We start from the raw sequence: 23,141 nt of genomic DNA, 5'->3' as shown, positions 1-23,141 counted from the left end.
CAACGCAATGACTGAATGAACCACCATGAGTGAAGTGACCGAGCTCGCCAGCGAGCACGAAAAGCTGCCGCTGCACGTTTTTGCCGAGAAGGCCTACCGCGACTACTCGATGTACGTCGTGCTGGACCGCGCGCTGCCGCATATCAGCGACGGTCTGAAGCCCGTGCAGCGGCGCATCGTCTACGCCATGCGCGAACTGTCGCTGGGGCCCAACGCCAAGCCGAAGAAATCGGCGCGTACGGTGGGCGACGTCATCGGCAAGTACCACCCGCACGGCGACGCGGCCTGCTACGAGGCCATGGTGGTCATGGCGCAGAGCTTCGCCTACCGCTATCCGCTGGTCGACGGCCACGGCAACTGGGGCTCGCCCGACGACCCCAAGAGCTTCGCCGCCATGCGCTACACCGAGTCGAAGCTCGCGCCCTACGCGCAGGCGCTGCTCTCCGAGCTGGATCAGGGCACGGTCGACTGGGCGGACAACTTCGACGGCTCCATGAAGGAGCCCGTGCAGCTGCCGGCGCGGCTGCCCAATATCCTGGTCAACGGCACGACCGGCATTGCGGTCGGCATGGCCACCGACATCCCGCCGCACAATCTGCGCGAATTGGTGGCCGCCTGCCTGCACCTGTTGAAGAACCCCGAAGCCGATACGGCCGCGCTCTGCGAGCACCTGCCGGCGCCGGACTATCCGACCGGCTGCGAGATCATCACGCCGCCCGCCGAGCTGCGCAAGATCTATGAAAGCGGTGGCGGCCAGCTCAAGGCGCGCGCGCGCTGGACGCGCGAGGACGGCAACATCATCGTCTCGCACCTGCCGCACCAGGTTTCGCCGGCGCGTGTACTGGAGCAGATCGCCGAGCAGATGCGCGCCAAGAAGCTGCCGCTGGTCGAGGATCTCAGAGACGAATCCGATCACGATCAGCCGGTGCGGCTGGTCGTCGTGCCGCGCAGCAACCGCGTCGACGCCGAGGCGCTGATGGCGCATCTCTTCGCCACCACGGATCTCGAGAAGAGCTTCCGCGTCAATCTCAACATGGTGGGGGTCGACGGCCGGCCGAAGGTCAAGAACCTGCCTACCATCCTCGGCGAATGGCTGACCTGGCGCGAGAACGTGCTGAAGCGGCGCCTGGAGCACCGTCTGGACAAAGTCAAGGCGCGGCTGCACATCCTCGAGGGGCTGCTGACGGCCTTTCTCAATATCGAGGAAGTCATCCGCATCATCCGCTTCGAGGACGAGCCCAAGCAGGCGCTGATGGATGCCTTCGGGCTGTCGGACACGCAGGCCGAGGCCATCCTGGAGCTGAAGCTGCGTCACCTGCAGAAGCTCGAGGAGATGAAGATCCGCGGCGAGCAGGAAGAGCTGGAAGCCGAGCGCAAGGCGCTGGAGAAGCGCTTGGGCTCGCGCGATTCGCTGCAGGCGCTGCTCGCCGAGGAGCTGGAAGCCGACGGCGAGGCCTACGGCGACGAGCGTCGCTGCCCCATCGTCGAGCGCGGGGCCGCGCAGGCGCTGTCGGCCACCGAGGTGGTGGCCGCCGAGAACATCACGGTGGTGCTCTCCAAGGCCGGCTGGATCCGCGGCGCCAAGGGCCACGGCGTTGACGCCGCCAATCTGTCCTATCGCTCCGGCGACGGTCTGCTGCGCACGGCCGAGGGCCGCAACAATCAGACGCTGATCCTGCTCGGCAGTCAGGGGCGCAGCTATCAGCTGTCGGCGCACAATCTGCCCACGGCGCGCGGCCAGGGCGAGCCGGTTTCCGGTCGCCTCGATCTCGGCGATCGCGAGCGTATCAATGACGTGCTGCTCGGCGAGACCGAGGCGCGCTACCTGCTGGCCAGCGACGCCGGCTACGGCTTCATCGCCCGGCTGGGCGAGCTGGCGACGCGCCAGCGTGCGGGCAAGGCCTGCCTGACGTTGCCATCCGGTGCCGAGGTGCTGCCCGCCACGGCGCTGCGGCGGCCAGAAGAGCAGCTGGTGGCCGTGGCCAGCACGGCAGGGCGCCTGCTCGTCTTCGCGGCGGCCGATCTGCCCGAGCTGGCACGCGGCAAGGGCAACAAGTTGATCGGCCTGCGCGGCGAGGAACGGGTGGCGGCGCTCACCGTGCTGGATGCGGGCACGACACTGGAGGTCTTCAGCGGCAAGCGCAGCTGCAAGATCAAGCCGGCGGATCTGGAAAGCTTCCGCGGCAACCGCGGCAGCCGGGGCAAGGCGCTGCCGCGCGGCTTCCAGCGCGTGGAGGCGATGCAGCCGGTGAGCGCACCGGCACAGGAAGCGGAAACCGGGGCTTGAATCCCGTGGTCCAAGCCGCACTATTAGTTCGTCACTGAGGCTCTAAGAACCCTTCCATGAAGCGCATCTTCCTGTTTCTCGCCACCAATATCGCCATCCTGGTGGTGCTCTCCATCGCCTGGTTCGTGATCTCCAGCGTCTTCGGGCTCGACCCGATGCACGCCGCGGGCGGCGGGCTGAATCACGGCACGCTGCTCGTCTTCGCCACGATCTTCGGCTTCGGCGGCGCCTTCATCTCGCTCTGGCTGTCCAAGCCCATCGCCAAGTGGAGCACCGGCGCCAAGGTCATCGACAAGCCGAGCAACTCGGCCGAGAACTGGCTGCTGTCCACCGTGCAGCGGCAGGCCCGGCAGGCCGGCATCGGCATGCCGGAAGTCGCCATCTTCGACTCGCCCGAGCCCAACGCCTTTGCCACAGGAGCGACCAAGAACCGCTCGATGGTGGCTGTGTCCACCGGCCTGCTGCAGAACATGAAGCAGGACGAGGTCGAGGCCGTGCTCGGTCACGAGGTCAGCCACATCGCCAATGGCGACATGGTGACGCTGACCCTGATCCAGGGTGTGCTCAACACCTTCGTGATCTTCCTGTCCCGCGTCATCGGCCACTTCATCGACCGCGTCATTCTCAAGAACGACAGCGGCATGGGTATTGGCTACTTCGTGTCGGTGATCGTCATGCAGATCATCCTCGGCATCGCCGCGGCGGCGGTGGTCTGCTGGTTCTCGCGCAAGCGCGAGTTCCGCGCCGACACCGGCGGCGCCCAGCTCGCCGGCCGGCGCAAGATGGTCGACGCGCTGGCTCGCCTGCAGAGCTACCAGGGTGGCGCATCGACGCTGCCGGACAACATGGCCGCCTTCGGCATTCGCGGCGGGGCCATGGCGCGCGTGTTCTCCACGCACCCGCCGCTCGAGGAGCGCATCGCCGCCTTGCAGAAGGGCGCCTGAGGCAGGCTGTCGGCGCTGCGCCCCGCCGGGAGACGGTGGGGCAGGCTCCGCGCTTCAGCGCTGGATGCGCTCGCCGGAAAGCATGACGGCTTCGGCTTCCTGCACGCCGTTGCCCTGCACATAGTTGATGCCCATCTGCCAGAGTTCGCCCATCACACGGGTGTTCTCGACGAAGGGCACGATGACACGGGTATCGAGCTTGTGCGCTGCCTTGACCAGGTCCTGGAGTCGCTCGTGGACCGCCTCCTCCTCGAGGCGGGACGCGAATTCCGGGCTGAACTTCACGTAGTCCGGCCGGATGTGGTCCAGCATGCCGCGCGAGGCGGGGTCGTCGCCGAAGTGATCGATGACCAGCTCGACCTTCAGCGCGCGCAGCTTCTCGCGCAAGGCGGCGGCCTTGCTGACGTGACGCTGCAGCACGGCTTCGCGCAGCTGGATGCCGATGCTGCCGGCCTCGGGCCGTTGCTCCTCGATCTGCTTGATGAGGTGCTCCGGCGCCTGCAGCGAGGCCTCGGCCAGGCGCAGAAAAAGGCAGGTCCCCTTGCGGCGCGCGACGACCTGCATCGAACGCGCGAGCACCCAGCGGTCGATGTCGACCATCAAGCCGAAGCGCTCGGCTATGGGCAGGAACTCGCGGGCGTGCAGTTCGTTGCCCTGGCCGTCGCGCATACGCACGAGCACGTCGAAGATCTGACGGCTGTCGTCCCCCAGGCAGGCGATATTCTGGTAGGCGAGCTGGAAGCGATTGCCGTCGTCCAGTGCTGCGCGGATATCCTCGGCGGCTTCGCGCGCCTTACGGTCCTCTGCGGCCGCGCGCGCGGTGTCGCCGATGCTGCAGACGCTGTTGCCACGCTCCGCAGAGATCCGGCGCGCCTCGAAGCAGCTTTCGCCGAGCAGCGCGTCGGGCGCCGGTGCGCCCTCACCGAGAGGGTAGACCGCGATGCTGCAGCTCAGATGGCACTCGAATTCGCCGGCGCGGAAGTTCTGTTGCGCTACCTGCAGGCGCAGTGACTCGGCGATCGCCTCGATCGCCTCGGTGTTGTCGGACGGGCAGACGGCGGCGATCTCGTCCGGCGCCATGCGGAAGACCTGCGCCTGGGAAGGCAGCGACTCAGCGATGAGCGCGTCCCAGGTATCGGCCAGGCGCGCGGCCAGCGGTAGCCCCATGCGCTTTTCGTGTTCGTGGAAGCCGTCGAGGCAGAAGTAGAGCAAGCCGTGGTGAGCGTCCGCGGACAGGGCAGCGCCCAGCGCCGCCTGCAGTGCTTCGCGAATTTCGGCGAAGGTCTGGGAACTCGCTGCCGTTTCGGCGGACTGGCGGCTGTGCCCGGATTGCGGCCGCAGAATGGCGTCGAGTTGGAGCTCACTATCGTCTTCGGTATAGCGGGCGCTGATGCGGCAGGTGATGGCGATCGCGCTGTCACCATTATCGAAATCGGCGTTGAACTCGGTATCGGCGATGCGTCGCTTGGTCAGTTGACTCAGGTGTTCGCGAACGTGCGTCTGGTGCTCGCTGTGCACGAGATCGAGGAAGGGCTGTGCGATCAGCGTGTCGACTTCCTCGAAGCCGAGCAGCTCGGCGGCGGCCGGATTGGCCTCTACGATGATGCCTTCGCTGATGGTCAGGATCGCGCGGGTGGTTTCGGCCACTAGCGCGCGCTGGCGGCTCTCGTACTCGGCTAGCCGCATGCGCGCTTCGCGCAGCGCCCAGCTGCGGCGGCTGCCGTCGAACTCACGCTGGCAGACGGCGGCGAAGTGCGCTTCGGCATCCTCCGAGTCGATGCCTGCGACATCTACCGCCCCTGCAGCGAGCGCAGCGGCGCGCCCGGAAGCCGTAAAGTCTTCGGCATCGCGGCCGAGCACGATGACAGGCAGCTCGGGGGAAAGCTGACGCGCCAGGCCGCAGATCGCGGCGGTGTCGATGTCGCGATCGGCGATGACCAGCTCGGGCTCGGTGCGTGAGAGCACTTCCTCTGCCTCATGGATGTCGGCCGCCCACGCTGCGCGTGCCTGCCAACCGCGGTTGCGCAGGACGGCTTCCGCACGACTGGACAGCATCTGCTCCTCGCCGACGACGAGCATGAGGAGCTTCTGGGCAATGGCGGGCATGCTCGAATCCATTGCCTCAGGCGATCACCGTCTTGGAAGGCTCACCCGCGTCCTCACGCGCCAGCCTTGGCACAAGATAGCCGGGCAGTTGCTGGCGGAGCTCGTCGATGATGGTCAATGCGCGATCCTCGGCAACGCTGAAATGGGCCGCCCCCTGAACTCGGTCAAGCAGGTGCAGATAATACGGTACTACGCCGGCGTCGAAGAGCGCGACCGAAAGGTCGTATTGAGCTTGCGTCGAGTCATTGACGCCTTGCAACAGCACGGCCTGATTGAGCAATTGCACACCGGCATTGCGCAGGCGGGTGCAGGCACGGGTGAGCGCGGCGTCGATCTCCTGAGCGTGATTGACGTGCAGCACCATGGCCACCGGCTTCGGGAAAGCCGCCAGCCAGGCGAGCAGGGCGTCGTCGACCCGGGCGGGCAGCACCACGGGCTGACGTGTGTGGATGCGCAGCCGCCGTAGCGCGGGCAGAGTGGCCAGGTCCGCGGCCATCGCCGACAGCCGGTCGTCAGGCAGCGACAGCGGGTCGCCACCGGAGAGGATGACTTCGCTGATGCCGGGGTCGGCGCGCAGCATCGCGACCGTTGCCCGCCAGCCGGTGCGTCCGGGCGTCTCCTCAGCGTAGGGAAAGTGGCGACGGAAGCAGTAGCGGCAGTGCACAGCACAGGCACCGGTCACGGTGAGCAGTGCCCGGCCGTTGTACTTGTGCAGGATGCCCTGGCCGCGCCGGCTGGCCAGGTCCCCCACCGGATCCGCGCCGAAGCCGGGTACCGTCTTGGCCTCCTCGGGTGCCGGCCAGACCTGACGCAGCAAAGGGTCGGCGGTGTCGCCGGCGCGCATGCGCGCGGCATAAGCGCGCGGCACGCGGAATGCAAAGGCATTGCGCGTATGGGCGGGGCAGGGATCGAGCCCAAGGTAGGCGGCAAGCGCTTCGGGGCTGCGAAAACCCTGCTGCAGCTCTCGCTGCCAGGTGGCGGCGGGCGCGTCGGGGGCGGCAAGGGCTTCTGGTATCATCGCGCGCATTGTCCGGGCACCGGCGGCTGCCGGCAAACCCTTCCCTTTCAACGCATTGTCCGCGCGCCGCGCGGCGAACCGCTTATGGCCACTTACAGCACTAACGAATTCAAATCCGGTCTCAAGCTGCTGCTCGACGGCGAGCCCTACGTCATCGTCGAAAACGAGTTCGTCAAGCCCGGTAAGGGCCAGGCCTTCAACCGCGTCAAGGTGCGCAACCTGAAGAGCGCTCGTGTCATCGAGCGCACCTTCAAGTCCGGGGAAACGGTTGAAGCAGCCGACGTCGTCGAGCTGGATATGCAGTACCTCTACACCGATGGCGAGTTCTGGCACTTCATGGACCCGCAGAGCTACGAGCAGATCACCGCCGACAAGCGCGCGGTGGGTGACAACCATATCTGGCTCAAGGAAGAGGACAGCTGTGTGGTGACGTTGTGGAACGGCAACCCGATCATGGTGGCGCCGCCCAATAACGTCGAGCTGACCATCGTGGAAACCGATCCCGGCGTGCGCGGCGACACCGCCACCGGTGGCACCAAGCCCGCCAAGCTGGAGACCGGCGCTGTCGTCGCCGTGCCGCTCTTCATCGAGGAAGGCGAGACCATCAAGGTCGACACCCGCTCCGGCGAATACCTCTCCCGCGTCAAGAAGTGAGCCGCGGCGGCGCGGCGGGCGGAGCACGCGCGTTGCGTGAGCGGCTCGCCCGCCGCGCCAAGCTCGCTGCCCGCATCCGCGCCTTTCTCGACGCGCACGGCATCGTCGAGGTGGATACGCCGCTGCGCGCTCCCGCCACCATTCCCGAAGCCCATATCGAGGCTCTGCGCTGCAGTGGTGGCTGGCTGCTGCCTTCGCCCGAATACTGGATGAAGCCGCTGCTGGCGGCAGGTAGCGGCGACATCTACCAGTTGGCGCATGCCTTCCGCGCCGGCGAGAGCGGTCGTCTGCACGCCGAGGAATTCCTGCTCTGCGAGTGGTATCGCGTCGGCTGGATGGCCGAGCAGCTTGCCGACGAGGCGCTGACGCTGCTGGTCGACTGCGGCGTATCCGGCGCGCCTGTTTTCCGGCGTTTCGAGGACGCTTTCTCAGAGCTGGCCGGTGTGCATCCGCTGGCCGAAGTCATGGAGCTCGAAGCTGCGGCGCGTGCCAAGAACCTGTCGCCCGAGGACACGGCAAGCATGTGTTCCGCGGATTGGCGCGACCTGTTGATGGGCTGCTGCGTGCAGCCGCGGCTCGGCGAGGGCGCGCCACTGGTGCTGACGCACTACCCGGCTGTAGACAGCCCGCTGGCGGCCGCCGATCCGGCCGACCCGCGTTGGGCACAGCGTTTCGAGATCTTCTGGCAGGGCGTGGAGCTGGCCAATGGCTGCCGCGAGCGTCCCGGCGCGCCCGGTGTGCCGGAGGTGCTGCCGGACTGTGCCGGTATCGCGCTGGGCGTCGACCGGCTGTTTATGTTGCTCGAAGGCGCCGAGCGCCTCAGCGACGTGCTGCCGCTGGGCGGGGGATAAAGCAGCCCCTAAAGCACGTCCGAGGCGAAAGCAGCCAGACGCGAGCGCTCACCGCGCGCCAGGGTGATGTGGCCGCCGTGCGGCCAGCCGCGGAAGCGGTCGACGACGTAGGTCAGCCCGGAGGTGGTCTCGGAGAGGTAAGGCGTGTCGATTTGCGCCAGATTGCCCAGGCAGATCATCTTCGTGCCGGGGCCGCAGCGCGTGATCATCGTGCGCATCTGCTTGGCGGTCAGGTTCTGGGCTTCGTCGATGATGATGAAGCGGTTGAAGAAGGTGCGGCCGCGCATGAAATTGAGGCTGCGGATCTTGATGCGCTTGGCCAGCAGCTCGTTGGTGGCGGCGCGTTCCCACTCGCTGCCTTCGCCGGCCTGGGTCAGCACCTCCAGATTGTCCATCAGCGCCCCCATCCAGGGCGTCATTTTCTCCTCTTCGGTGCCGGGGAGGAAGCCGATGTCCTCGCCCAGAGGTACGGTCACGCGCGTCATGATGATCTCGCGGTAGCGCGGCTCGTCCAGCGTCTGCGCCAGCCCGGCGGCCAGCGTCAGCAGGGTCTTGCCGGTGCCGGCCGCGCCCAGCAGCGTGACGAAATCGACCTCGGGATCGAGCAGCAGATTCAGCGCGAAGTTCTGCTCGCGGTTCTTGGCGTGCACGCCCCAGACGCTGGGCCGGCCTTCGCGGTAGTCCTCGACCAGCGACAGCTCTGCCGACCGCCCCTCGAGACGGTCGACACGCAGCTCCAGGCCGGTACCTTCGTCGTCCGCATCCGGCAGGAAGAGAAACTGATTCGGCGTCCAGCTGCCGGCTTCTTCGGCCGACAGCCGATAGTGCGCGTTGCCGCGGTTGTCCTGCCAGCTCTCCAGGCTGTCGCCGTGGCTCGACCAAAAATCTGTGGGCAAGGTCTCGTGTCCGGAATGCAGCAAGGCGACGTCATCGAGAACCTGATCGCTGTAGTAGTCCTCGGCGTGGATGCCCACGACCGCCGCCTTGATGCGGAGGTTGATGTCCTTGGAAACCAGCGTGACCTCGGCGTCGGGTCGCTCGTTGGACAGGCTCAGCGCGCATACCAGGATGCTGTTGTCCGGCTTGTTGCCCGGCAGCAGCTCGGGCAGAGCCGTCGCCGCCGGGCGCGTCTGGAAATAGAGCCGCCCTTGTCGCGATGGTGCAGCGTCTTCCAGCTCAGCGCGGGCCTGCAGGCCGCGCGGGCGTGTGCCTTCCAGCGGCAGGCCCTCGGCGATCTGGCTGCTGCTGGCCAGGCTGACAATCTCGTCGAGCATGCGCGAGACCTGCCGGGCGTTGCGCGAGACCTCGCTGGTGCCCTTCTTGGCGGCGTCGAGCTCTTCGAGCACGACCATCGGAATGTAGAGATCGTGCTCGTCGAAGCGGTAGAGCGCGGCGGGGTCGTGCATCAGGACATTGGTGTCCAGCACAAAAATGCGGGATTGCGTCATGGGTGTCAGCGGGGCCTTCAGAGGGAGCGAATGAGCTCCAGGACTTCGGCGGCGTGGCCGTTTACCTTCACCTTGCGCCATTCGCCTGCCAGCTTGCCGGCAGCGTCGAAGACGAAGGTGCTGCGCTCGATGCCGCGCACCTTCTTGCCGTACATCATCTTCTCGCGGATGACATCGAAGGCCTGGCAGGCGTCTTCCTCGGTATCGGCGAGCAGCGTGAAGCCGAAGCCGTACTTGGCGCGGAAGTTCTCGTGCTTGCGCAGTGTGTCGCGAGATACGCCCAGGATGCGCGCGCCAGCGGCGGCGAATTCCTGCTCCATGGCCGCGAAATCCTGGCCCTCCTGCGTGCAGCCGGGCGTGTTGTCCTTCGGGTAGAAGTAGATCACCAGCTTCTGCCCGACCAGATCGCGCAGCTTCAGGCTGCCTTCGTCGCCGGTGGCGGGGAGCTCGAGGTCGGGAATGGGGTCGCCTATCGAAAGCGTCATCGTCTGCCTGTCGGGTTCCGGTTGCTGGATACGGTCTGAAATGAAGAACAACCGCAGATTAAGGGGATTCGCACTTTGGCGATGCTGACTGCGTCAGTTTCGCCGAAAAATACAAGAAGAACCTGCGCAAATCTGCGGTTATCTAGCCGTCGGCGGCTCAGGTCTTGATCGGGTCGAGCAGCCCATCGGCGTTGAGATCGTCGCAGAGGTCCATGAAGGACTCGCGCAACGCCTGCGGGTGCTGGTTGACCGGCACGTGCACGACCATATGCACGCTGCACATGCCGGCGCCCGTGTGCTGGGAGGCATACTTCTGGACCATCACCTCCGGCACGTCGACGTCCTGGCCGGCGAAGAACTCCAGCAGATGCACGATCAGGTCGGCCTGTTGCGGCGCGAAGACCTCGACGGCGTAGGGCCGGTATTCCGGTGCGGCCGGGCGCTCCGTGCAGCGCGCGAACTGCACCTGCATCTCGAACTTCTGGGCGATGCCGGGCAGGGCCGTCTCCAGCTTGCCGAGCGCAGCCCAGCTTCCCGAGGCGAGCAGGCTGGCGCCAACCATGGACCCGGTCGCCGCCAGGCGGCAGTCCTCGATCTCGCAGCCGCGCTCGCGCACGGCGCGGAAGAGATCGAGGGTGATGCGCGGCCGGGAGGGCGCCAGCACGGAAATCGAAAGCAGATTGTCAGCTTTGCTCATGGTCTGCGCCGCGGATAGGTGGCCGAAGTGTAAGGCTTCGGCTGCAGAGCACGCACGCGGGCGGCGGGGCGCTTGCTATCATCGCGCACCTGATCCTCCGGCAACGGACGTCCTTCGCATGATTACCGGCAGCATCGTGGCTCTGGTCACGCCCATGGACGCGGACGGCGCCGTCGACTACGAGGCGCTCGACCGCCTTGTCGCTTGGCATATCGAAGCCGGGACCGCCGCCATCGTCGCGGTGGGCACCACCGGCGAGTCCGCCACCCTGGACAACGACGAACACATCGCCGTGATTCGGCGCGTCGTTGCGGCGGCCGACCGGCGTATTCCGGTCATCGCCGGCACCGGCGCCAATGCCACCAGCGAGGCCATCGCGCTGACGCGCGCGGCCGCCGATTGCGGCGCCGACGCTGCGCTGCTCGTCACGCCCTATTACAACAAGCCGCCTCAGGAAGGACTCTATCGCCATTTTCGCGCGGTGGCCGAGGCCGTCGACATCCCGCAGATCCTCTACAACGTGCCCGGCCGTACCGGCTGCGATCTGCTGCCGGTCACGGTCAAGCGCCTGGCGGAAGTGCCGAACATCATCGGCCTCAAAGAAGCGCTGGCTGACGAGGCGCGCATCAAGGAGCTGGTCGGCTGTGGGCTGCCCGGCGACTTCGCGCTGTACTCCGGTGACGACGGCACCGCCTGCGGTGCCATGCTGGCCGGCTTCCACGGCGATGTTTCGGTGGTCGCGAACGTCGCGCCGGCGATGATGGCGCGCATGTGCGCCGCCGCCACCGCCGGTGACCGCGCCGCGGCCGAAGCCGCCGACGCGGAACTTGCGGGCCTGCATCGAGATCTCTTCCTGCAAGCCAATCCCATCCCCGTCAAGTGGGCGCTGCACGCCATGGGCCTCATCGGCGCCGGTATACGGCTGCCGCTGGTCCCCCTTGCCGAAGAACACCACGATACGCTGCGCGCCACGCTGCGCGCCGCCGGAGCCCTGAGCTGATGCCTGTAACCCCCGCCGTCCGCGCTGTCACCGTTGCCAGCCTTGCCGTCCTGATCACCGCCTGCAGCGCGCGCGCGCACTGCACCGGTGAGCGGCCCTATCAGCAGGCCGATACGGTGCGCGTGCTGGAGGATATCGAGGACATCAAGGTGCCGCGTTCCTCCAGCGCCCTGACGGTGCCGGAAGCCCCCACGGAAGGCCCGGCCTATGCCGAGCGCTACCAGGATGAGGACGGCAATGAGCGGATCCGCTGCCTGGACGCGCCACCGCGGCTGGATCCGCTGGAAGACGACAGCGAGGTCGCGCCGGCCTGAAACGCCGAGAGGGCGTGCGCTGCGGCGATGCGCGTCGCGGGAATCTAAGAAAAAAGCGTCGCCTGTTGGTAGTAGCGGCTATGCTGAGGAATCGGGCATAGGGAGAGAGTCATGGCGCAGCGCGACGCAGCAGACGCTTCCGGAAGTAGCGCGGATCCTCCGAAGGTGGTTCATCGTTTCCTTGCGGCGTGCGGGAACGGTGACGTTGACACCATCGCTGCGCTGCTGCACCCCGAGCTCGTCTATACCAATGTGTCGCTGCCCAGCATTCGCGGTGGCGAACGGGTCGCTCGACTGTTCGCTTCGCTGATGCGCCGCGGCATGCGCGCCGACATTCACACGTCCCAGCTGGCGGCCGATGGCGATGTCGTGCTCACCGAGCGTACGGATATTCTGCGGCTGGGACCGGTGCACGTCGGCTTCTGGGTCTGCGGCACCTTCCAGGTGCGCGACGGTCAGATCGTGCTCTGGCGTGACCATTTCGACTGGATGGCATTCTTGTTCGGCATGCTCCGCGGCCTCGTCGGCGCCATCGTGCCGCCTCTGCGCCCACGTTTGCCGGCGAAGCTCAAGGAATGAGCCGGTAACCGGCGCCGGCGGCTTCCTAGAAGAAGCGCTGAATCTGCAAGCGCACCCGATTCTGCCCGTCGAGAAGATCGACCAGCGGGTCATCCGGCAGATCGTCGAAGACGCGCGCGTCGAGGGTCACGCGCCAGCTCGAGCCGAAGCGCCGGCTGGCCTCGACGGCGAAGAGCCGGTTGCCGAAGTCCGGCTCGACGATGGCGCCGGCGAGGATCAGCGTGTCGGCCAGATCGTTGAGCTGGACGCGCGTGCCGAAGAAGAGATCGTTGGAGAAGCGCTGGGCGATGACGTCCTCGTCGCGCTGATCGTAGAGATGCTCGGCCAGCAGGCCGACGCTCCAGCCGGTGTCGAAGAAGCGGGGCAGGGTGTACTCCAGCCCGCTCACCGAGGCCAGTGTCCAGTCCCCCGAGCGCTTGCGCGCCAGTGCTTCCAGGCGCAGCGCCAGGCCGCCGCTCAGATACTGCAGTTCCAGCCCGGCGCGTCGCTCGCGCGGGTAATCCGGTACCAGCACGAGGTTGTCCATGACCTCGGCGACGACTTCCTCCTCCAGCTGCTGGTCGTCGGGGGCGAGCTGCAGCAACTGCAGCGTGTCGAGCAGAAGATTCGACACCGGCCCCAGTTGCGGCTCGGCGTCGGCGAGGTTGCAGTTCGGCTCGCGCGCGGTATTCGGAAAATCGCTGCCCTGCGCCAGGCAGGGCAGCAGATCCGGGCTGCGCGCCGCGCCGTCGAACCAGGAGACGGCGACGTCCATATCGCGCAGCCGCCATTGCCAGCGGGCGGCGTAGTCCAGCCGGAACTGGCGATCATCCGGAAAGCGGGATGCCTCTTGGGCGATGCGGAAGGGAATGCGCGGGTGGCCTTCGGGCCCCGGGAAGGTGCGCTTGCGCGCCACGGGCAGGATGAAGAAATCGGCCGTGCCGGCGCGCGGTAGCCAGCGCAGCTGCAGCATGGGCTGGCCCAGTCGCGTCTCGCCGTCGATGTCCTCGACCAGATCGCGCTGGTTGACGATGTCGACCAGCGAGCGTGACTCGGTGACGCCCCAGAAGACGCGGCGGTAGCCGGCGTTGATTTCCAGGTCGCCCTGCGCGGCGCGGATGAAGGCCTGGCGGATGTCGCCGTGGCTGCGGCGGTGGTCGTCGGCGTCGTGCCGATAGAAGAGCTCGGCGATGAAGCTGAGGTCCGGGTCGGCCAGCGGCCGGTAGAGGTCGATCTGGCCCGCCACCGAGCCGGTCAACCCGTCCTCGTCGCGCAGGTCGAAGTACCGCCCTTCCAGCTCCAGGTTGCCGCGCACCTCCAGCTGCGCGGCCGCCGGGGCGGCTGCGAGCAGCGTCAGGCCGGCAACGATGGCACGCGTCCCCATCATCGCCGGCGGTCGAAGGCCAGCAGCAGCGGTGGCAGCAGGAAGAAGTCCGCGACCAGCGCCACGGCGATGACGATGGCCGTCAGCACGCCGAAGTGCACGGTGAGCAGGAAGCCCGAAGTGGCGAAGAGCGCGAAGCCGACGAAGAGCACGGTCGAGGTGATCACCAGCGCCAGACCGACCTGCGACAGCGCCTCGCGCACGGCGTCCTCGGGGCTGGCGCCGCCGCGGCGCGCGCGCGCGTAGCGGTTGAGCAGGTGCAGGGTGTCGTCGACGATGATGCCGAGCGTCAGCGAGCCGACCACGGCGAGGCTGAGGCCGATCTGGCCGACGGTCAGCCCCCAGATACCGAAGCCGATCAGCGCCGGCATCAGGTTCGGCGCCAGGCTGAGCAGCGCAAGCCGCGGGCTGCGGAAGGCCACCAGCAGCAGCAGGCTGATCAGCGCGAAGGCGATGCCCGTGCCCCACAGCATGGAGACGAAATTGCGCCGCGCGATGTGCGCGAACATGATCGGCACGCCGGCGCCGCGCGTGACCTCGGCGTGCTCGAAGTGCTCGGACTGCCAGGCGCGGGCGCGCTGGTCGAACTTCCGGATGGCCTCGGAGCTGATGGTGTCCAGCTGCACCGTCAGGCGCAGCGCGGACTTGTGGATGTTGAGCAGGTGCGTGATGTCGACGCCGCTGGGCAGGCTCAGCTCATAGAGCAGCAGGAACTGTGCGGCCTCCTGGCGCGTTTCGGGCAGGCGCTCGAAGGCCGGATCGCCACCGTTCATGGCCCGGTTCAGCGACTCCAGCACGCCGATCACGGAGCTGACCTTGCGCACCTCGGGCTGGCTGCGCAGCCACTCGGCGTAGGCATCCATCTCACGCAGGAAGGCCGGCTCCAGCGCGGCGCCGTCGGCGCCGGCGTCGAATACGTAGTCGACGTACTGCATGCCGGTGAGCTCACGATTGGTGAACTCGGTGGCAACGCGAAAGGGGTGATCCTCCTCGAAGAACTCGACGTAGTTGTCGCCGAAGCGGTTCTGCGGCAGCGCCGCCAGGGCCGCGACGACGACCGCTGCCCCGACCACTAGCAGCGCCCGCCGGCGACGGATGACGAAGTTGGCCGTGGCGGTCAGCGCTTCCTGGACGCCGAGCGTGACCGGCGGGCGCCGTACCGGAAAGCGCATGCACCACCACGGTAGCATCAGCAGGCTGTAGACGAAGGCCGCCATGACGCCGATGGCGACCAGGTTGCCGAGGTCGCGGTAGGGCGGCGAATCGCTCAGGTTCAGGCCTAGGAAGCCGACGGCCGTCGTGACGCTGGTCAGCAGGATGGGCAGGAAGTTGACGCGCAGGCTGTGTTCCAGCGCGTCGCGCGGGCTTTCGCCCTGGACGGCGCGCAGGCCCATGGTCGCCAGCATGTGCACGCAGTCCGCCACCGCGAGGGTCATGACCACCAGCCCGGCGGTCAGCGAGGGTGAGGTCAGCGTGATGCCCATCCAGCCGGCCGCGCCCATGGCCGTGCCGGCGCTCATCAGGATGACGGCGACGGTGATGATGGTCGCTGTCACCGAGCGCAGCAGCAGCATCAGCAGCGCGAACATGACGAGGAAGACCAGCGGGTAGAGGCCGGTCGCCTCGCTCATGAGCATGCGCGACATGGCGTCGTTGAGCATCATGACGCCGGCCAGATGGTAGTTGATGTCGTCGGCGAAATCCCTTTCGGCGAAGTCGCGCATCATCGCCCGCGTGGCGTCGGCGACCTGCTGGATCTCCTGCTCGGGGCGCTCGTGCGGCAGCTCGAAGTGGGCGATGAGGCCGGTGGTCTCGCCGTCGGCGGCGAGGATGATGTTGGTAATGCGCTCGTCGCCGAGCGCTTCGGCGCGCAGCACCTCCAGTTCCTCGGCGCTGAGCTGCCGGTCCGGCACCATCGGCTCGATGATCAGCTCGTCGCCTTCGCCGCGTGCCGGGTGGTAGCCGGTGAGCGAGGAGACACCCTTGGCGTAGGGCAGGCGCAGTGCCTCATTCGATAGCCAGCGCACGGCCTCGAGCGTGGCGTTGTCGAAGACGGCGCCGTCTTCGGGGGCGAGCGTGATGACCAGGGTCTCGGCGCGCGCGAAGTTCGCCTCGATGAACTCCAGCTGCGCGAGGTCCGGGTTGTCCTCGGAGAAGAAGGCGCGGTAGTCCGTCGTGAAGGAAAGATGCTGCATGCCGGCGGCGGCGGCGAGCGCAGCCAGCACGGCCAGCGTGGCCGCCACGCCTCGTCGGCGCAACAGGGCTTCGCGAGCGCGGGCCAGCATCAGCGGCGCCGTGGCAGCATCGAAACCTCGAAGTCGCGCTCGTCGAGGCCGTTATCGAGGGAGACCTTCTCCCAGCGCAGCTCGGAGGCGGCGTCGCTGCGCGCGTTATCCATGCGCAGCGCGGTGGCGCGCCAGTAGGTCTCGCCGTCAGCGCCCTCGTAGGCCTTGTAGTCGTCGATGCTGAGCACGCGCGTCATTTCGCCGCGCGCGTCGAAGAACTGCACCTGGCGCAGCCTCAGCTTCTCCGTATCCAGCCAGACCACTTCGTGGCCCGGCTCGTCGCTGTCGCGCTTCTCGCGGCGCAGAACGTGGGTCTCGATGCCATCCAGCTCCTCATCGCGTAGCCATTCGAAGTCGTAGCGCGAGGGCGGTTGCGCGGCGAAATCGTCGTAGCTGAACTCGCTGCCCAGGAAGGAGCCGCCGCGCGCGGCGCTACTGATGCGGCGCGTGCGCGAGGCCGCCGGCAGATAGAGCCACTGCTCGACATCGCCGTTCTCGGCAGTGTGCGTGAGCAGGGCGGTTCCGGCGACATCGCGCGGCGCTTCGACGCGCGTCAGTGCGCGGCTGGCCTCGCCGGGCATCTCCAGGATCTGCACCTGCATGCGGCGCTTGGCGCTCTGGCCGCTGCGCGTGATGATGGTCATCTCGACATCGGCCTGCAGATCGCCGAAGCCTTCGCCGCGTTCCCAGGCGCGTTCCGCGATGGCACGGCCCTTCGTAGTGGCGTCCTCCTCCGCGATCGCGCCGGGCGTGGCGACCAGCAGGCTCAGGCCGAGCAGGGTCGCGCGGCCGATGTGGGTGAAAAGGGGCGGGAAATCGCAAGGCATATCCATTGCTCCAGTTGGAAAGGCGGTCAGCCCGGCGCGCCGCTGCGAACGCGGGCGCCGAGGATCAGAGTGCGGAAAAGATCGATGATGGCGCGTTCCATGCCGGCGGCGCTGAGGCCGGTGCGGCCGTCGAGCCATTCCACCAGCAGCTCGTTGGTGGCACCCACCAGCGCCACCGCGGCCAGATGATAATGCTGCTGCGGCAGTGCGCCGCGCGATGCAAGGTGTTCGCCGGCTTGCGCGATCAATGCGGTGAAGCGGCCGATGGCTTCGCGCCGACGGGCCTCCATGTCCGGTGAGACGCCGACAATCTCGATGAAGGCCAGACGCGCGCGGGCGGGCTCTTCCAGTGCGAAGCGCACGAAGGCCGAGACGGCATCCAGCGCACGCTCCACCGGATCCTCTGTATCGCCGGCCAGGCGCTCGCCGATGACACGGGCGGCTTCCTCGCTGAACTGGTCGAAGAGGGCGGCCAGCAGCGCTTCGCGCGAGCGGAAATGCTCGTAGAAATGGCGCGTGGACACCTTCGCCGCGCTGCACAGCTTCTCGATGGTCAGGCTGGCGTAACCCGCTTCGCCGATGTGCGCCAGCGCGGTTTCCATCAGACGCTGACGGCGCTCGGCGCGCAGCTGATCGGTGCTGCGCCCGCGATAGCGGCGGCTGCTGCGCGCGGCGGTGCGCCGGGTCATGCGTCGGTCTCCTGCCAATGCGAAAAGTTGGGTTTCCGGATATTGACCGATCCGAGCGGGCGTGACAATATCCGGAAAGATTTCTTTTCGGAATGTCGTGCCCGGCATGGCTGCCCTCACCCCACCGTCCGCATCCGCGGCCGGTTCCCCCCTCTCCCGCTTCGCGGGCGAGGGGCGAAGGCGCGCCTTTGGCGACATTCGCGTCAAAGGCTGCGTGGCATGATGCGGGAGTAACAACGCCCCCACGCAGCAAAGCAAAGGAGAGAGAGATGCCGGTTCGGAATCGGGTGAAGATAAGCGACATCCTGCGCGGCTATGTGCAGCGCGGCGCGCCGCGCACGGGCACCGCCATCAAGGGGTTGGTGCAGCTGGCGCGCGCGGATCGCGAGGGCATCGATTCCATCGGTCTGCGCGTGCAGCGCGAGGCCGAGAAGCATCCGGAACGGGTCGCGGTGCGCGACGCGCGTCGCGGGCTGAGCTATTTCGCGCTCAACCAGCTGGCCAATCGCTGGGCGCATTGGCTGCAGCAGCAGGGCGTCGGGCCCGGCGACGGTGTGGCCCTGTTGATGGAGAACCGCGTCGAGTTGCTGGCCGCGGTCATCGCCACCGTCAAGCTGGGCGCGGTCGGCGGCATGCTGAATTACAACCAGCGCGGCGAGGTGCTGACGCACAGCATCCGGCTGGTGGGGCCGAAGGCCCTGATCGTCGGCGCCGAATGCGCCGAGGCGCTGGAAAGCGTGGACCTGAGCGCGGCCGCCCCGGATGCGCCGGTGGGCTGGCTGGCCGATGGCGACGACGCGGCCGTGCCGGCCGGCGCGCTGGATATGGATGCCGACAGCGCGACGTTGCCGGCAGGCGATCCGGATGCCACCGCGGACGTCAAGGCCGCGCAGCCCGCCTTCTACATCTTCACGTCGGGCACCACCGGCATGCCCAAGGCGGCGGTGATGTCGCACAACCGCTGGCTGCGCGCGGCCTCCGGCGTCGGCCTGGCCTCGCTGCGCATGCGGCACGACGACGTCTTCTACTGCCCGCTGCCGCTGTATCACAACAACGCGCTGACGCTGGCGTGGGGGGCGACGCTCGCCGCCGGCGCCGAGCTCTACATCGCCCGCAAGTTCTCGGCCTCGCGTTTCGTCGACGAGCTCCGCGAGGCCGACGCCACGGTCTTCTGCTACATCGGTGAACTCTGCCGCTATCTGCTGCAGCAGCCGGAGCGGCCCGAGGATCGCCAGCACCGACTGCGCGCGGCCATCGGCAACGGCCTGCGGCCGGAGCTGTGGGACGCCTTCCAGCAGCGCTTCGCGATTCCCCACATCAATGAGTTCTACGGCGCCAGCGAAGGCAATCTGGTCTTCACCAATTCCTTCAACGTTCCCGGTTCCTGCGGCTTCTGCCCGCTGAGCTACGCCGTGGTGGCCTTCGACCACGAGGCCGAGCAGCCCGTACGCGACGCGCGGGGCCACATGCGCAAGGTTGCGCGCGGCGAGGTCGGCCTGCTCATCGCCGAAGTCAGCGACAAGGCCCCCTTCGACGGCTACACCGACGCCAAGGCCAGCGAGAAGAAGCTGCTGCGCGACGTTTTTGCGTCGGGGGATTGCTGGTTCGACACCGGAGACCTGGTGCGCGACATGGGGCTGCGTCACATCCAGTTCATCGACCGCGTCGGTGACACCTTCCGCTGGAAGGGCGAGAACGTGGCGACCACCGAGGTCGAGCGCGCCATCGACATGCTCGATGAAATCGACGAATCGGTGGTCTACGGCGTCGAGGTTCCGGGCTTCGACGGGCGCGCCGGCATGGCGGGCCTGCTGCTGCACGAGGGTGCCGAATTCGACGGCCAGCGCGTGGCGCGTCATCTGTTGGCCGAACTGCCCGCCTACGCCGTGCCGGTCTTCGTTCGCCTCATGCAGCGGGTCGAGACCACGGGCACCTTCAAGCACCGCAAGGTGGATCTCAAGAAGGCCGGCTTCGATCCGGCCGCCTGCGACGGCGAAGCCGTCTACATCCTCAAGGATCGCGAGGCCGGTTACACGCCGATCTCCGACGACGACCTCAAGGCGCTGGCCGATGGCCGCATGCGCTTGTAATTCTCGAACCCGAGTCACACGAATATGAGCCAGAAATCCTCCCGCGTTGATTCCATCGGTCTCGGCGTGCGTCTGTTGACCCGTTTCGCCGGCCATCCGCTGTCGCATCGACTGGGCCTGCACCGGCCGGCCTCGGCGCTGATCAAGTCCGGCGCGCGCGTCGGTTTCGCCGCCGCCAGCGGGGCCGGGCGCCAGTTCAAGGCGCTGCGCCAGCTCACGAGCCCGAGCCGCGGTGCTCGCCCCGCGGCCAGCGCCGAACTCTTCGATCTGACGCCCAACGACGAGCAGCAGATGATCGTCGAGACGATGGAGCAGGTGGCGGCCGAGCTGCTGCGCCCCAACGCGGAAGCCGCGGAGGCCGATTGCGCGCCTTCGGCCGAGCTGGTGGCGCAGGCCAACGAGCTGGGCGTGCTCGCCATGAGCATTCCCGAGGGGCTGGGCGGCGCCATGACCGAGCGCAGCCCGGTGACCGGCATGCTGATCGCCGAGGCGCTGGCGCACGGCGACATGGGCCTGGCGGTGTCGCTGCTGGCCACGCCTTCGGTGGCGCTGCTGCTGGCGGACTACGGCAGCGCCGCGCAGCAGGATGCCTTCCTGGCGCCCATGACCGACGACGATGCACCGACGGCGAGCTTCGCGGTCACCGAGGCGCGCGCGCTGTTCTCGCCCTACGATCTCGCCACGCGCGTCGAATCCCGCGACGGCGGTCTGGTGCTCAGCGGCGAGAAGGCGCTGGTAGTCAACGGCGCCAGCAGCGACTTCTTCGTGGTCGCCGCGCGTGCGCCGGAAGGCGCGCCCGGCCTCTACATCGTCGAGGCCGCGGCCGAGGGTGTGTCGGTGCAGGCCGAGCCGGCCATGGGTCTGCGCGCCGCGGGCCTGTCGCGGCTGCGCTTCGACAAGGTGCGCCTGCGCGAGGACGCGGCCATCGTGCTGGGCGAGGGCGACTTTGATCGCATCATCGCGGCCTCGCGCGCGGCCTGGTGCGCGCTCGCGGTCGGCACGGCCACTGCCGTGCGCGACTACGTCATCCCCTATGCCAACGAGCGCAAGGCTTTCGGCGAGCCGATCAGCCATCGCCAGTCGGTGGCCTTCATGATCTCCAACATCGGCATCGAGCGCGACGGCCTGCGTCTGGCGCTGCTGCGCGCCGCCAGCCGCATGGAGCGCGGCGAGGACGCGCTGCGCGAGGTCCAGCTGGCGCGCACGCTGGCCGCCCGCCACGCCATGCAGATCGGCTCCGATGGCGTGCAGATCTTCGGCGGTCACGGCTTCGTCAAGGAGTACCCGGTCGAGCGCTGGTACCGCGACCTGCGCGCCACTGCGCTGATGGAAGGCGCGGTCCTGATCTAGCGCGCCCCGGCAACCGAATTCAAGGAAACCCCCATGTTCAATCTCGAAACCCCGAAGCGGCTCAAGCCGCTGATCCATCAGGCCAACCAGATCGGCGCCGAGATGTTCCGGCCGATCTCGCGCAAGTACGATCGTCTCGAGCACACCGCGCCGGTGGAGCTGGAGATGCTGGCCTCGCTGATGGACGGCATGAACAGTTCCGGTGGCGAGGGTGCCGGCGCCGGCAAGCTCAAGCAGGACAGCGGCGGCGAGGATGCCGGCGTGCGCAATGGTTCCAACATGGCCGCCGTGCTCGGGATGATCGAGCTCTGCTGGGGCGACGTCGGGCTGGCGCTGTCGATTCCGCGCCAGGGGCTGGGCAATGCCGCCATCGCGGCGGTCGCCAACGAGGAGCAGCTCGAGCGCTTCGGCGGGCGCTGGGTGGCCATGGCCATCACCGAGCCCTCGGCCGGTTCCGACTCGGCCGCCATCCGCGCCACTGCCGAGCGCGACGGCGACGACTATGTGCTCAACGGCGAGAAGATCTACGTCACGGCCGGCGAGCGCGCCGACGCATTGGTGGTCTGGGCCTCGGTCGATCGCTCCAAGGGGCGCGCCGCCATCAAGGCCTTCCTGGTCGAGAAGGACCGCCCCGGGCTGACGCTGGAGCGGCTGGAGCACAAGCTCGGCATCCGCGCCTCCGATACGGCCGCCTTCCGGCTCGAGAACTGCCGCGTGCCGGCCGAGAATCTGCTCGGCTCGCCGGAGGTGGACACCTCCAAGGGCTTTGCCGGCGTCATGCAGACCTTCGATAACACCCGGCCCATCGTGGCGGCCATGGCCATCGGGCTGGCGCGCGCGGCCATCGAGGAGACGCAGCGCATCCTCGGCGAGGCCGGCGTCGACCTCGATTATCGCCGCCCGCGCACGCACGGCCACGCCGCCGCCGCCAAGCTCATGGAGTGCGAGGCCGACTGGGAGGCCGCCAAGCTGCTGACCCTGCGCGCGGCATGGATGGCCGACAACGGCCAGCCCAACGCGCTGGAAGCCTCCATGTGCAAGGCCAAAGCCGGGCGTACGGCCGTCGATACGGCATTGGCGTGTGTCGAACTCTGCGGCGCGGCCGGCTACGGCGAGACCGAGCTGCTGGAGAAGTGGGCGCGCGACGCCAAGATCCTCGACATCTTCGAGGGTACGCAGCAGATCCAGCTGCTGATCGTGGCGCGGCGCCTGCTCGGCAAGAGTTCGGCGGAGCTGAAGTAGTGGCCGCGCGGCGGCCGGTGGCGGTGGAACGCGAGCGCTTCGACTGGCAGGGCTACGCGCTGGCCTTCGAGCAGTACGGCCCGGCCAAGGGGCCGGCCGTGCTGCTCATGAACGGGCTGCTGCTCGATTCGCTGATCAACCGGCCGCTCGCGCGGCGCATGGCTGCCGACGGCTTTCGCGTGATTCTGCTCGATCTTCTGGGCCACGGTGCGAGCGACCGGCCGATCCACGCCACGATGAACCGTATCGACTTCTACGGCGATCAGGCCATCGCCTGCCTGGATCACCTGGGGATCGATCAAGCCGTTGTCGGCGGCGTGTCGCTGGGCGCCATCGCCACGCTGCACGCCACCGCGAAATATCCGGAGCGCGTGCGCGCGCAGATCCTGGAAATGCCGGTGATGGAGCGCTCGACGATCTTCGCGGCGCTGCTGCTGGTGCCGCTGGTCCTGTCGACGCAGTATCTGCGACCGCTGGTGCGCGGTTTCACGGGGCTGGTACGCCGCTTGCCGAGACCGGGTAACGAGGTCATCGCCGGCGGCATGAATGCCGCCAGCAACCGCCCGGAGGAGATCGCGGCCGTGCTGCACGGCATTCTCGTCGGGCCGGTGGTGCCGCCGTACCCGGAGCGCAAGCGCATGACGCAGCCGGCGCTGGTCATCGGCCACAAGGGTGACTGGCTGCACAATCTGCAGGACGCTCACGCACTGGCGCGCCAGCTACCCGACGCACGCTTCATCGAGGCGCGCTCCATTCTGGAACTGCGCCTGAAGCCGGACCGGCTCTATCCCGCGATCCGCGACTTTCTGCTGAGCCTGGATGCCGCACCCCGGCAGACGAAAATCGGCGAGCTGTGATAGCTTCCATACGCCTACGTATTGACGCGCCGCGGCACATGGCTTCGGCGCCTGC

20 protein-coding genes are annotated in these 23,141 nt (G+C 67.8%); 11 read left to right on the top strand and 9 right to left on the bottom strand.

What is annotated here, in order from left to right; all coding sequences use genetic code 11:
- The first annotated feature begins 25 nt into the window (after positions 1-25).
- Together parC and htpX are read left to right on the top strand one after the other, a co-directional pair.
- A complete protein-coding gene (gene parC, locus U743_RS10770) occupies positions 26-2,287 on the top strand; it encodes a DNA topoisomerase IV subunit A (RefSeq protein WP_043768181.1) in 2,262 nt (753 codons plus the stop codon).
- Positions 2,288-2,343: 56 nt separating this feature from the next.
- Positions 2,344-3,231, top strand: a complete 888-nt coding sequence (gene htpX / locus U743_RS10765; protein WP_043768179.1) for a protease HtpX — start codon at positions 2,344-2,346, stop codon at positions 3,229-3,231.
- A gap of 54 nt (positions 3,232-3,285) precedes the next feature.
- Here htpX and U743_RS10760 read toward each other — a convergent pair whose 3' ends face one another.
- Positions 3,286-5,337 carry an EAL domain-containing response regulator gene (locus U743_RS10760; protein WP_198022009.1) on the bottom strand — a complete coding sequence of 684 codons (2,052 nt, stop codon included), beginning with the start codon at positions 5,335-5,337 and terminating at the stop codon, positions 3,286-3,288.
- 16 nt (positions 5,338-5,353) lie between these two features.
- A complete protein-coding gene (gene epmB, locus U743_RS10755; RefSeq protein ID WP_043768174.1) occupies positions 5,354-6,364 on the bottom strand; it encodes an EF-P beta-lysylation protein EpmB in 1,011 nt (336 codons plus the stop codon).
- A gap of 75 nt (positions 6,365-6,439) precedes the next feature.
- Between epmB and efp the strand changes: the two genes are divergently transcribed.
- Entirely contained in the window at positions 6,440-7,009 is a 570-nt protein-coding gene (gene efp, locus U743_RS10750; protein ID WP_043768171.1) for an elongation factor P, read from the top strand.
- Between the two features lie 32 nt (positions 7,010-7,041).
- Complete coding sequence (locus U743_RS10745) at positions 7,042-7,860, top strand: amino acid--tRNA ligase-related protein (RefSeq protein ID WP_043768169.1); 819 nt, start codon at positions 7,042-7,044, stop codon at positions 7,858-7,860.
- 8 nt (positions 7,861-7,868) lie between these two features.
- Here the strand turns inward: U743_RS10745 and U743_RS10740 are convergent, their stop codons facing one another.
- The 3 genes from U743_RS10740 to U743_RS10730 form a co-directional block, all read right to left on the bottom strand.
- Positions 7,869-9,308, bottom strand: coding sequence for a PhoH family protein (locus tag U743_RS10740; protein WP_043768167.1), 1,440 nt, complete (start codon positions 9,306-9,308; stop codon positions 7,869-7,871).
- A gap of 17 nt (positions 9,309-9,325) precedes the next feature.
- Positions 9,326-9,793, bottom strand: a complete 468-nt coding sequence (locus tag U743_RS10735; protein ID WP_043768165.1) for a peroxiredoxin — start codon at positions 9,791-9,793, stop codon at positions 9,326-9,328.
- Between the two features lie 157 nt (positions 9,794-9,950).
- Entirely contained in the window at positions 9,951-10,490 is a 540-nt protein-coding gene (locus tag U743_RS10730; RefSeq protein ID WP_043768163.1) for a glycine cleavage system protein R, read from the bottom strand.
- A 118-nt stretch (positions 10,491-10,608) separates the two neighbouring features.
- Between U743_RS10730 and dapA the strand changes: the two genes are divergently transcribed.
- The 3 genes from dapA to U743_RS10715 all read left to right on the top strand — a co-directional run bounded on the left by dapA (position 10,609) and on the right by U743_RS10715 (position 12,383).
- On the top strand, positions 10,609-11,490 hold the full coding sequence (gene dapA, locus U743_RS10725) for a 4-hydroxy-tetrahydrodipicolinate synthase (protein ID WP_043768161.1): 882 nt from the start codon (positions 10,609-10,611) through the stop codon (positions 11,488-11,490).
- The gene (locus U743_RS10720; protein WP_043768158.1) at positions 11,490-11,804 is read left to right on the top strand and encodes a hypothetical protein; all 315 of its coding nucleotides are present in this window, start codon (positions 11,490-11,492) and stop codon (positions 11,802-11,804) included. Before dapA ends, U743_RS10720 begins: the two co-directional genes overlap by 1 nt.
- Positions 11,805-11,915: 111 nt before the next feature.
- Positions 11,916-12,383, top strand: coding sequence for a limonene-1,2-epoxide hydrolase family protein (locus tag U743_RS10715; protein WP_043768156.1), 468 nt, complete (start codon positions 11,916-11,918; stop codon positions 12,381-12,383).
- A 25-nt stretch (positions 12,384-12,408) separates the two neighbouring features.
- Here the strand turns inward: U743_RS10715 and U743_RS10710 are convergent, their stop codons facing one another.
- Genes U743_RS10710 through U743_RS10695 form a run of 4 tightly spaced genes read right to left on the bottom strand, consistent with a single transcriptional unit; the run spans position 12,409 to position 17,547 of the window.
- Complete coding sequence (locus tag U743_RS10710; protein ID WP_156966411.1) at positions 12,409-13,749, bottom strand: hypothetical protein; 1,341 nt, start codon at positions 13,747-13,749, stop codon at positions 12,409-12,411.
- On the bottom strand, positions 13,746-16,031 hold the full coding sequence (locus tag U743_RS10705; protein ID WP_052367937.1) for an efflux RND transporter permease subunit: 2,286 nt from the start codon (positions 16,029-16,031) through the stop codon (positions 13,746-13,748). Before U743_RS10705 ends, U743_RS10710 begins: the two co-directional genes overlap by 4 nt.
- Positions 16,031-16,858 carry an outer membrane lipoprotein-sorting protein gene (locus U743_RS10700; protein WP_198022008.1) on the bottom strand — a complete coding sequence of 276 codons (828 nt, stop codon included), beginning with the start codon at positions 16,856-16,858 and terminating at the stop codon, positions 16,031-16,033. The genes U743_RS10705 and U743_RS10700 overlap by 1 nt, the downstream gene beginning before the upstream one ends.
- A 26-nt stretch (positions 16,859-16,884) precedes the next feature.
- Complete coding sequence (locus U743_RS10695) at positions 16,885-17,547, bottom strand: TetR/AcrR family transcriptional regulator (protein WP_052367935.1); 663 nt, start codon at positions 17,545-17,547, stop codon at positions 16,885-16,887.
- Between the two features lie 269 nt (positions 17,548-17,816).
- Between U743_RS10695 and U743_RS10690 the strand changes: the two genes are divergently transcribed.
- The 4 genes from U743_RS10690 to U743_RS10675 are packed head-to-tail and all read left to right on the top strand — an operon-like array spanning position 17,817 to position 23,086.
- Positions 17,817-19,637: a long-chain-acyl-CoA synthetase gene (locus U743_RS10690; RefSeq protein ID WP_043768149.1), complete on the top strand. Its 1,821-nt coding sequence runs from the start codon at positions 17,817-17,819 to the stop codon at positions 19,635-19,637.
- Between the two features lie 24 nt (positions 19,638-19,661).
- Complete coding sequence (locus U743_RS10685) at positions 19,662-20,987, top strand: acyl-CoA dehydrogenase family protein (RefSeq protein ID WP_043768147.1); 1,326 nt, start codon at positions 19,662-19,664, stop codon at positions 20,985-20,987.
- 33 nt (positions 20,988-21,020) lie between these two features.
- Positions 21,021-22,229 carry an acyl-CoA dehydrogenase family protein gene (locus U743_RS10680; protein WP_043768144.1) on the top strand — a complete coding sequence of 403 codons (1,209 nt, stop codon included), beginning with the start codon at positions 21,021-21,023 and terminating at the stop codon, positions 22,227-22,229.
- On the top strand, positions 22,229-23,086 hold the full coding sequence (locus U743_RS10675) for an alpha/beta fold hydrolase (RefSeq protein WP_052367932.1): 858 nt from the start codon (positions 22,229-22,231) through the stop codon (positions 23,084-23,086). Before U743_RS10680 ends, U743_RS10675 begins: the two co-directional genes overlap by 1 nt.
- Positions 23,087-23,141 lie beyond the last annotated feature (55 nt).

Source organism: Algiphilus aromaticivorans DG1253 (assembly GCF_000733765.1).
GTDB lineage: Bacteria > Pseudomonadota > Gammaproteobacteria > Nevskiales > Nevskiaceae > Algiphilus > Algiphilus aromaticivorans.
The sequence above is the reverse complement of the archived record's forward strand: the minus strand, read 5'-3'. Positions and strand labels throughout refer to the sequence as shown.

Excerpts from the sequence above, each read along its gene's own strand:
- U743_RS10695 (WP_052367935.1), bottom strand. The coding sequence starts at position 17,547 with ATGACCCGGCGCACCGCCGCGCGCAGCAGCCGCCGCTATCGCGGGCGC.
- U743_RS10740 (WP_043768167.1), bottom strand. The coding sequence starts at position 9,308 with ATGACGCAATCCCGCATTTTTGTGCTGGACACCAATGTCCTGATGCAC.
- efp (WP_043768171.1), top strand. The coding sequence starts at position 6,440 with ATGGCCACTTACAGCACTAACGAATTCAAATCCGGTCTCAAGCTGCTG.
- U743_RS10735 (WP_043768165.1), bottom strand. The coding sequence starts at position 9,793 with ATGACGCTTTCGATAGGCGACCCCATTCCCGACCTCGAGCTCCCCGCC.
- U743_RS10730 (WP_043768163.1), bottom strand. The coding sequence starts at position 10,490 with ATGAGCAAAGCTGACAATCTGCTTTCGATTTCCGTGCTGGCGCCCTCC.
- epmB (WP_043768174.1), bottom strand. The coding sequence starts at position 6,364 with ATGCGCGCGATGATACCAGAAGCCCTTGCCGCCCCCGACGCGCCCGCC.
- U743_RS10690 (WP_043768149.1), top strand. The coding sequence starts at position 17,817 with ATGCCGGTTCGGAATCGGGTGAAGATAAGCGACATCCTGCGCGGCTAT.
- htpX (WP_043768179.1), top strand. The coding sequence starts at position 2,344 with ATGAAGCGCATCTTCCTGTTTCTCGCCACCAATATCGCCATCCTGGTG.
- U743_RS10680 (WP_043768144.1), top strand. The coding sequence starts at position 21,021 with ATGTTCAATCTCGAAACCCCGAAGCGGCTCAAGCCGCTGATCCATCAG.
- U743_RS10715 (WP_043768156.1), top strand. The coding sequence starts at position 11,916 with ATGGCGCAGCGCGACGCAGCAGACGCTTCCGGAAGTAGCGCGGATCCT.
- U743_RS10710 (WP_156966411.1), bottom strand. The coding sequence starts at position 13,749 with ATGATGGGGACGCGTGCCATCGTTGCCGGCCTGACGCTGCTCGCAGCC.
- U743_RS10700 (WP_198022008.1), bottom strand. The coding sequence starts at position 16,858 with ATGCCTTGCGATTTCCCGCCCCTTTTCACCCACATCGGCCGCGCGACC.
- U743_RS10705 (WP_052367937.1), bottom strand. The coding sequence starts at position 16,031 with ATGCTGGCCCGCGCTCGCGAAGCCCTGTTGCGCCGACGAGGCGTGGCG.
- dapA (WP_043768161.1), top strand. The coding sequence starts at position 10,609 with ATGATTACCGGCAGCATCGTGGCTCTGGTCACGCCCATGGACGCGGAC.
- U743_RS10685 (WP_043768147.1), top strand. The coding sequence starts at position 19,662 with ATGAGCCAGAAATCCTCCCGCGTTGATTCCATCGGTCTCGGCGTGCGT.
- U743_RS10760 (WP_198022009.1), bottom strand. The coding sequence starts at position 5,337 with ATGCCCGCCATTGCCCAGAAGCTCCTCATGCTCGTCGTCGGCGAGGAG.
- U743_RS10720 (WP_043768158.1), top strand. The coding sequence starts at position 11,490 with ATGCCTGTAACCCCCGCCGTCCGCGCTGTCACCGTTGCCAGCCTTGCC.
- parC (WP_043768181.1), top strand. The coding sequence starts at position 26 with ATGAGTGAAGTGACCGAGCTCGCCAGCGAGCACGAAAAGCTGCCGCTG.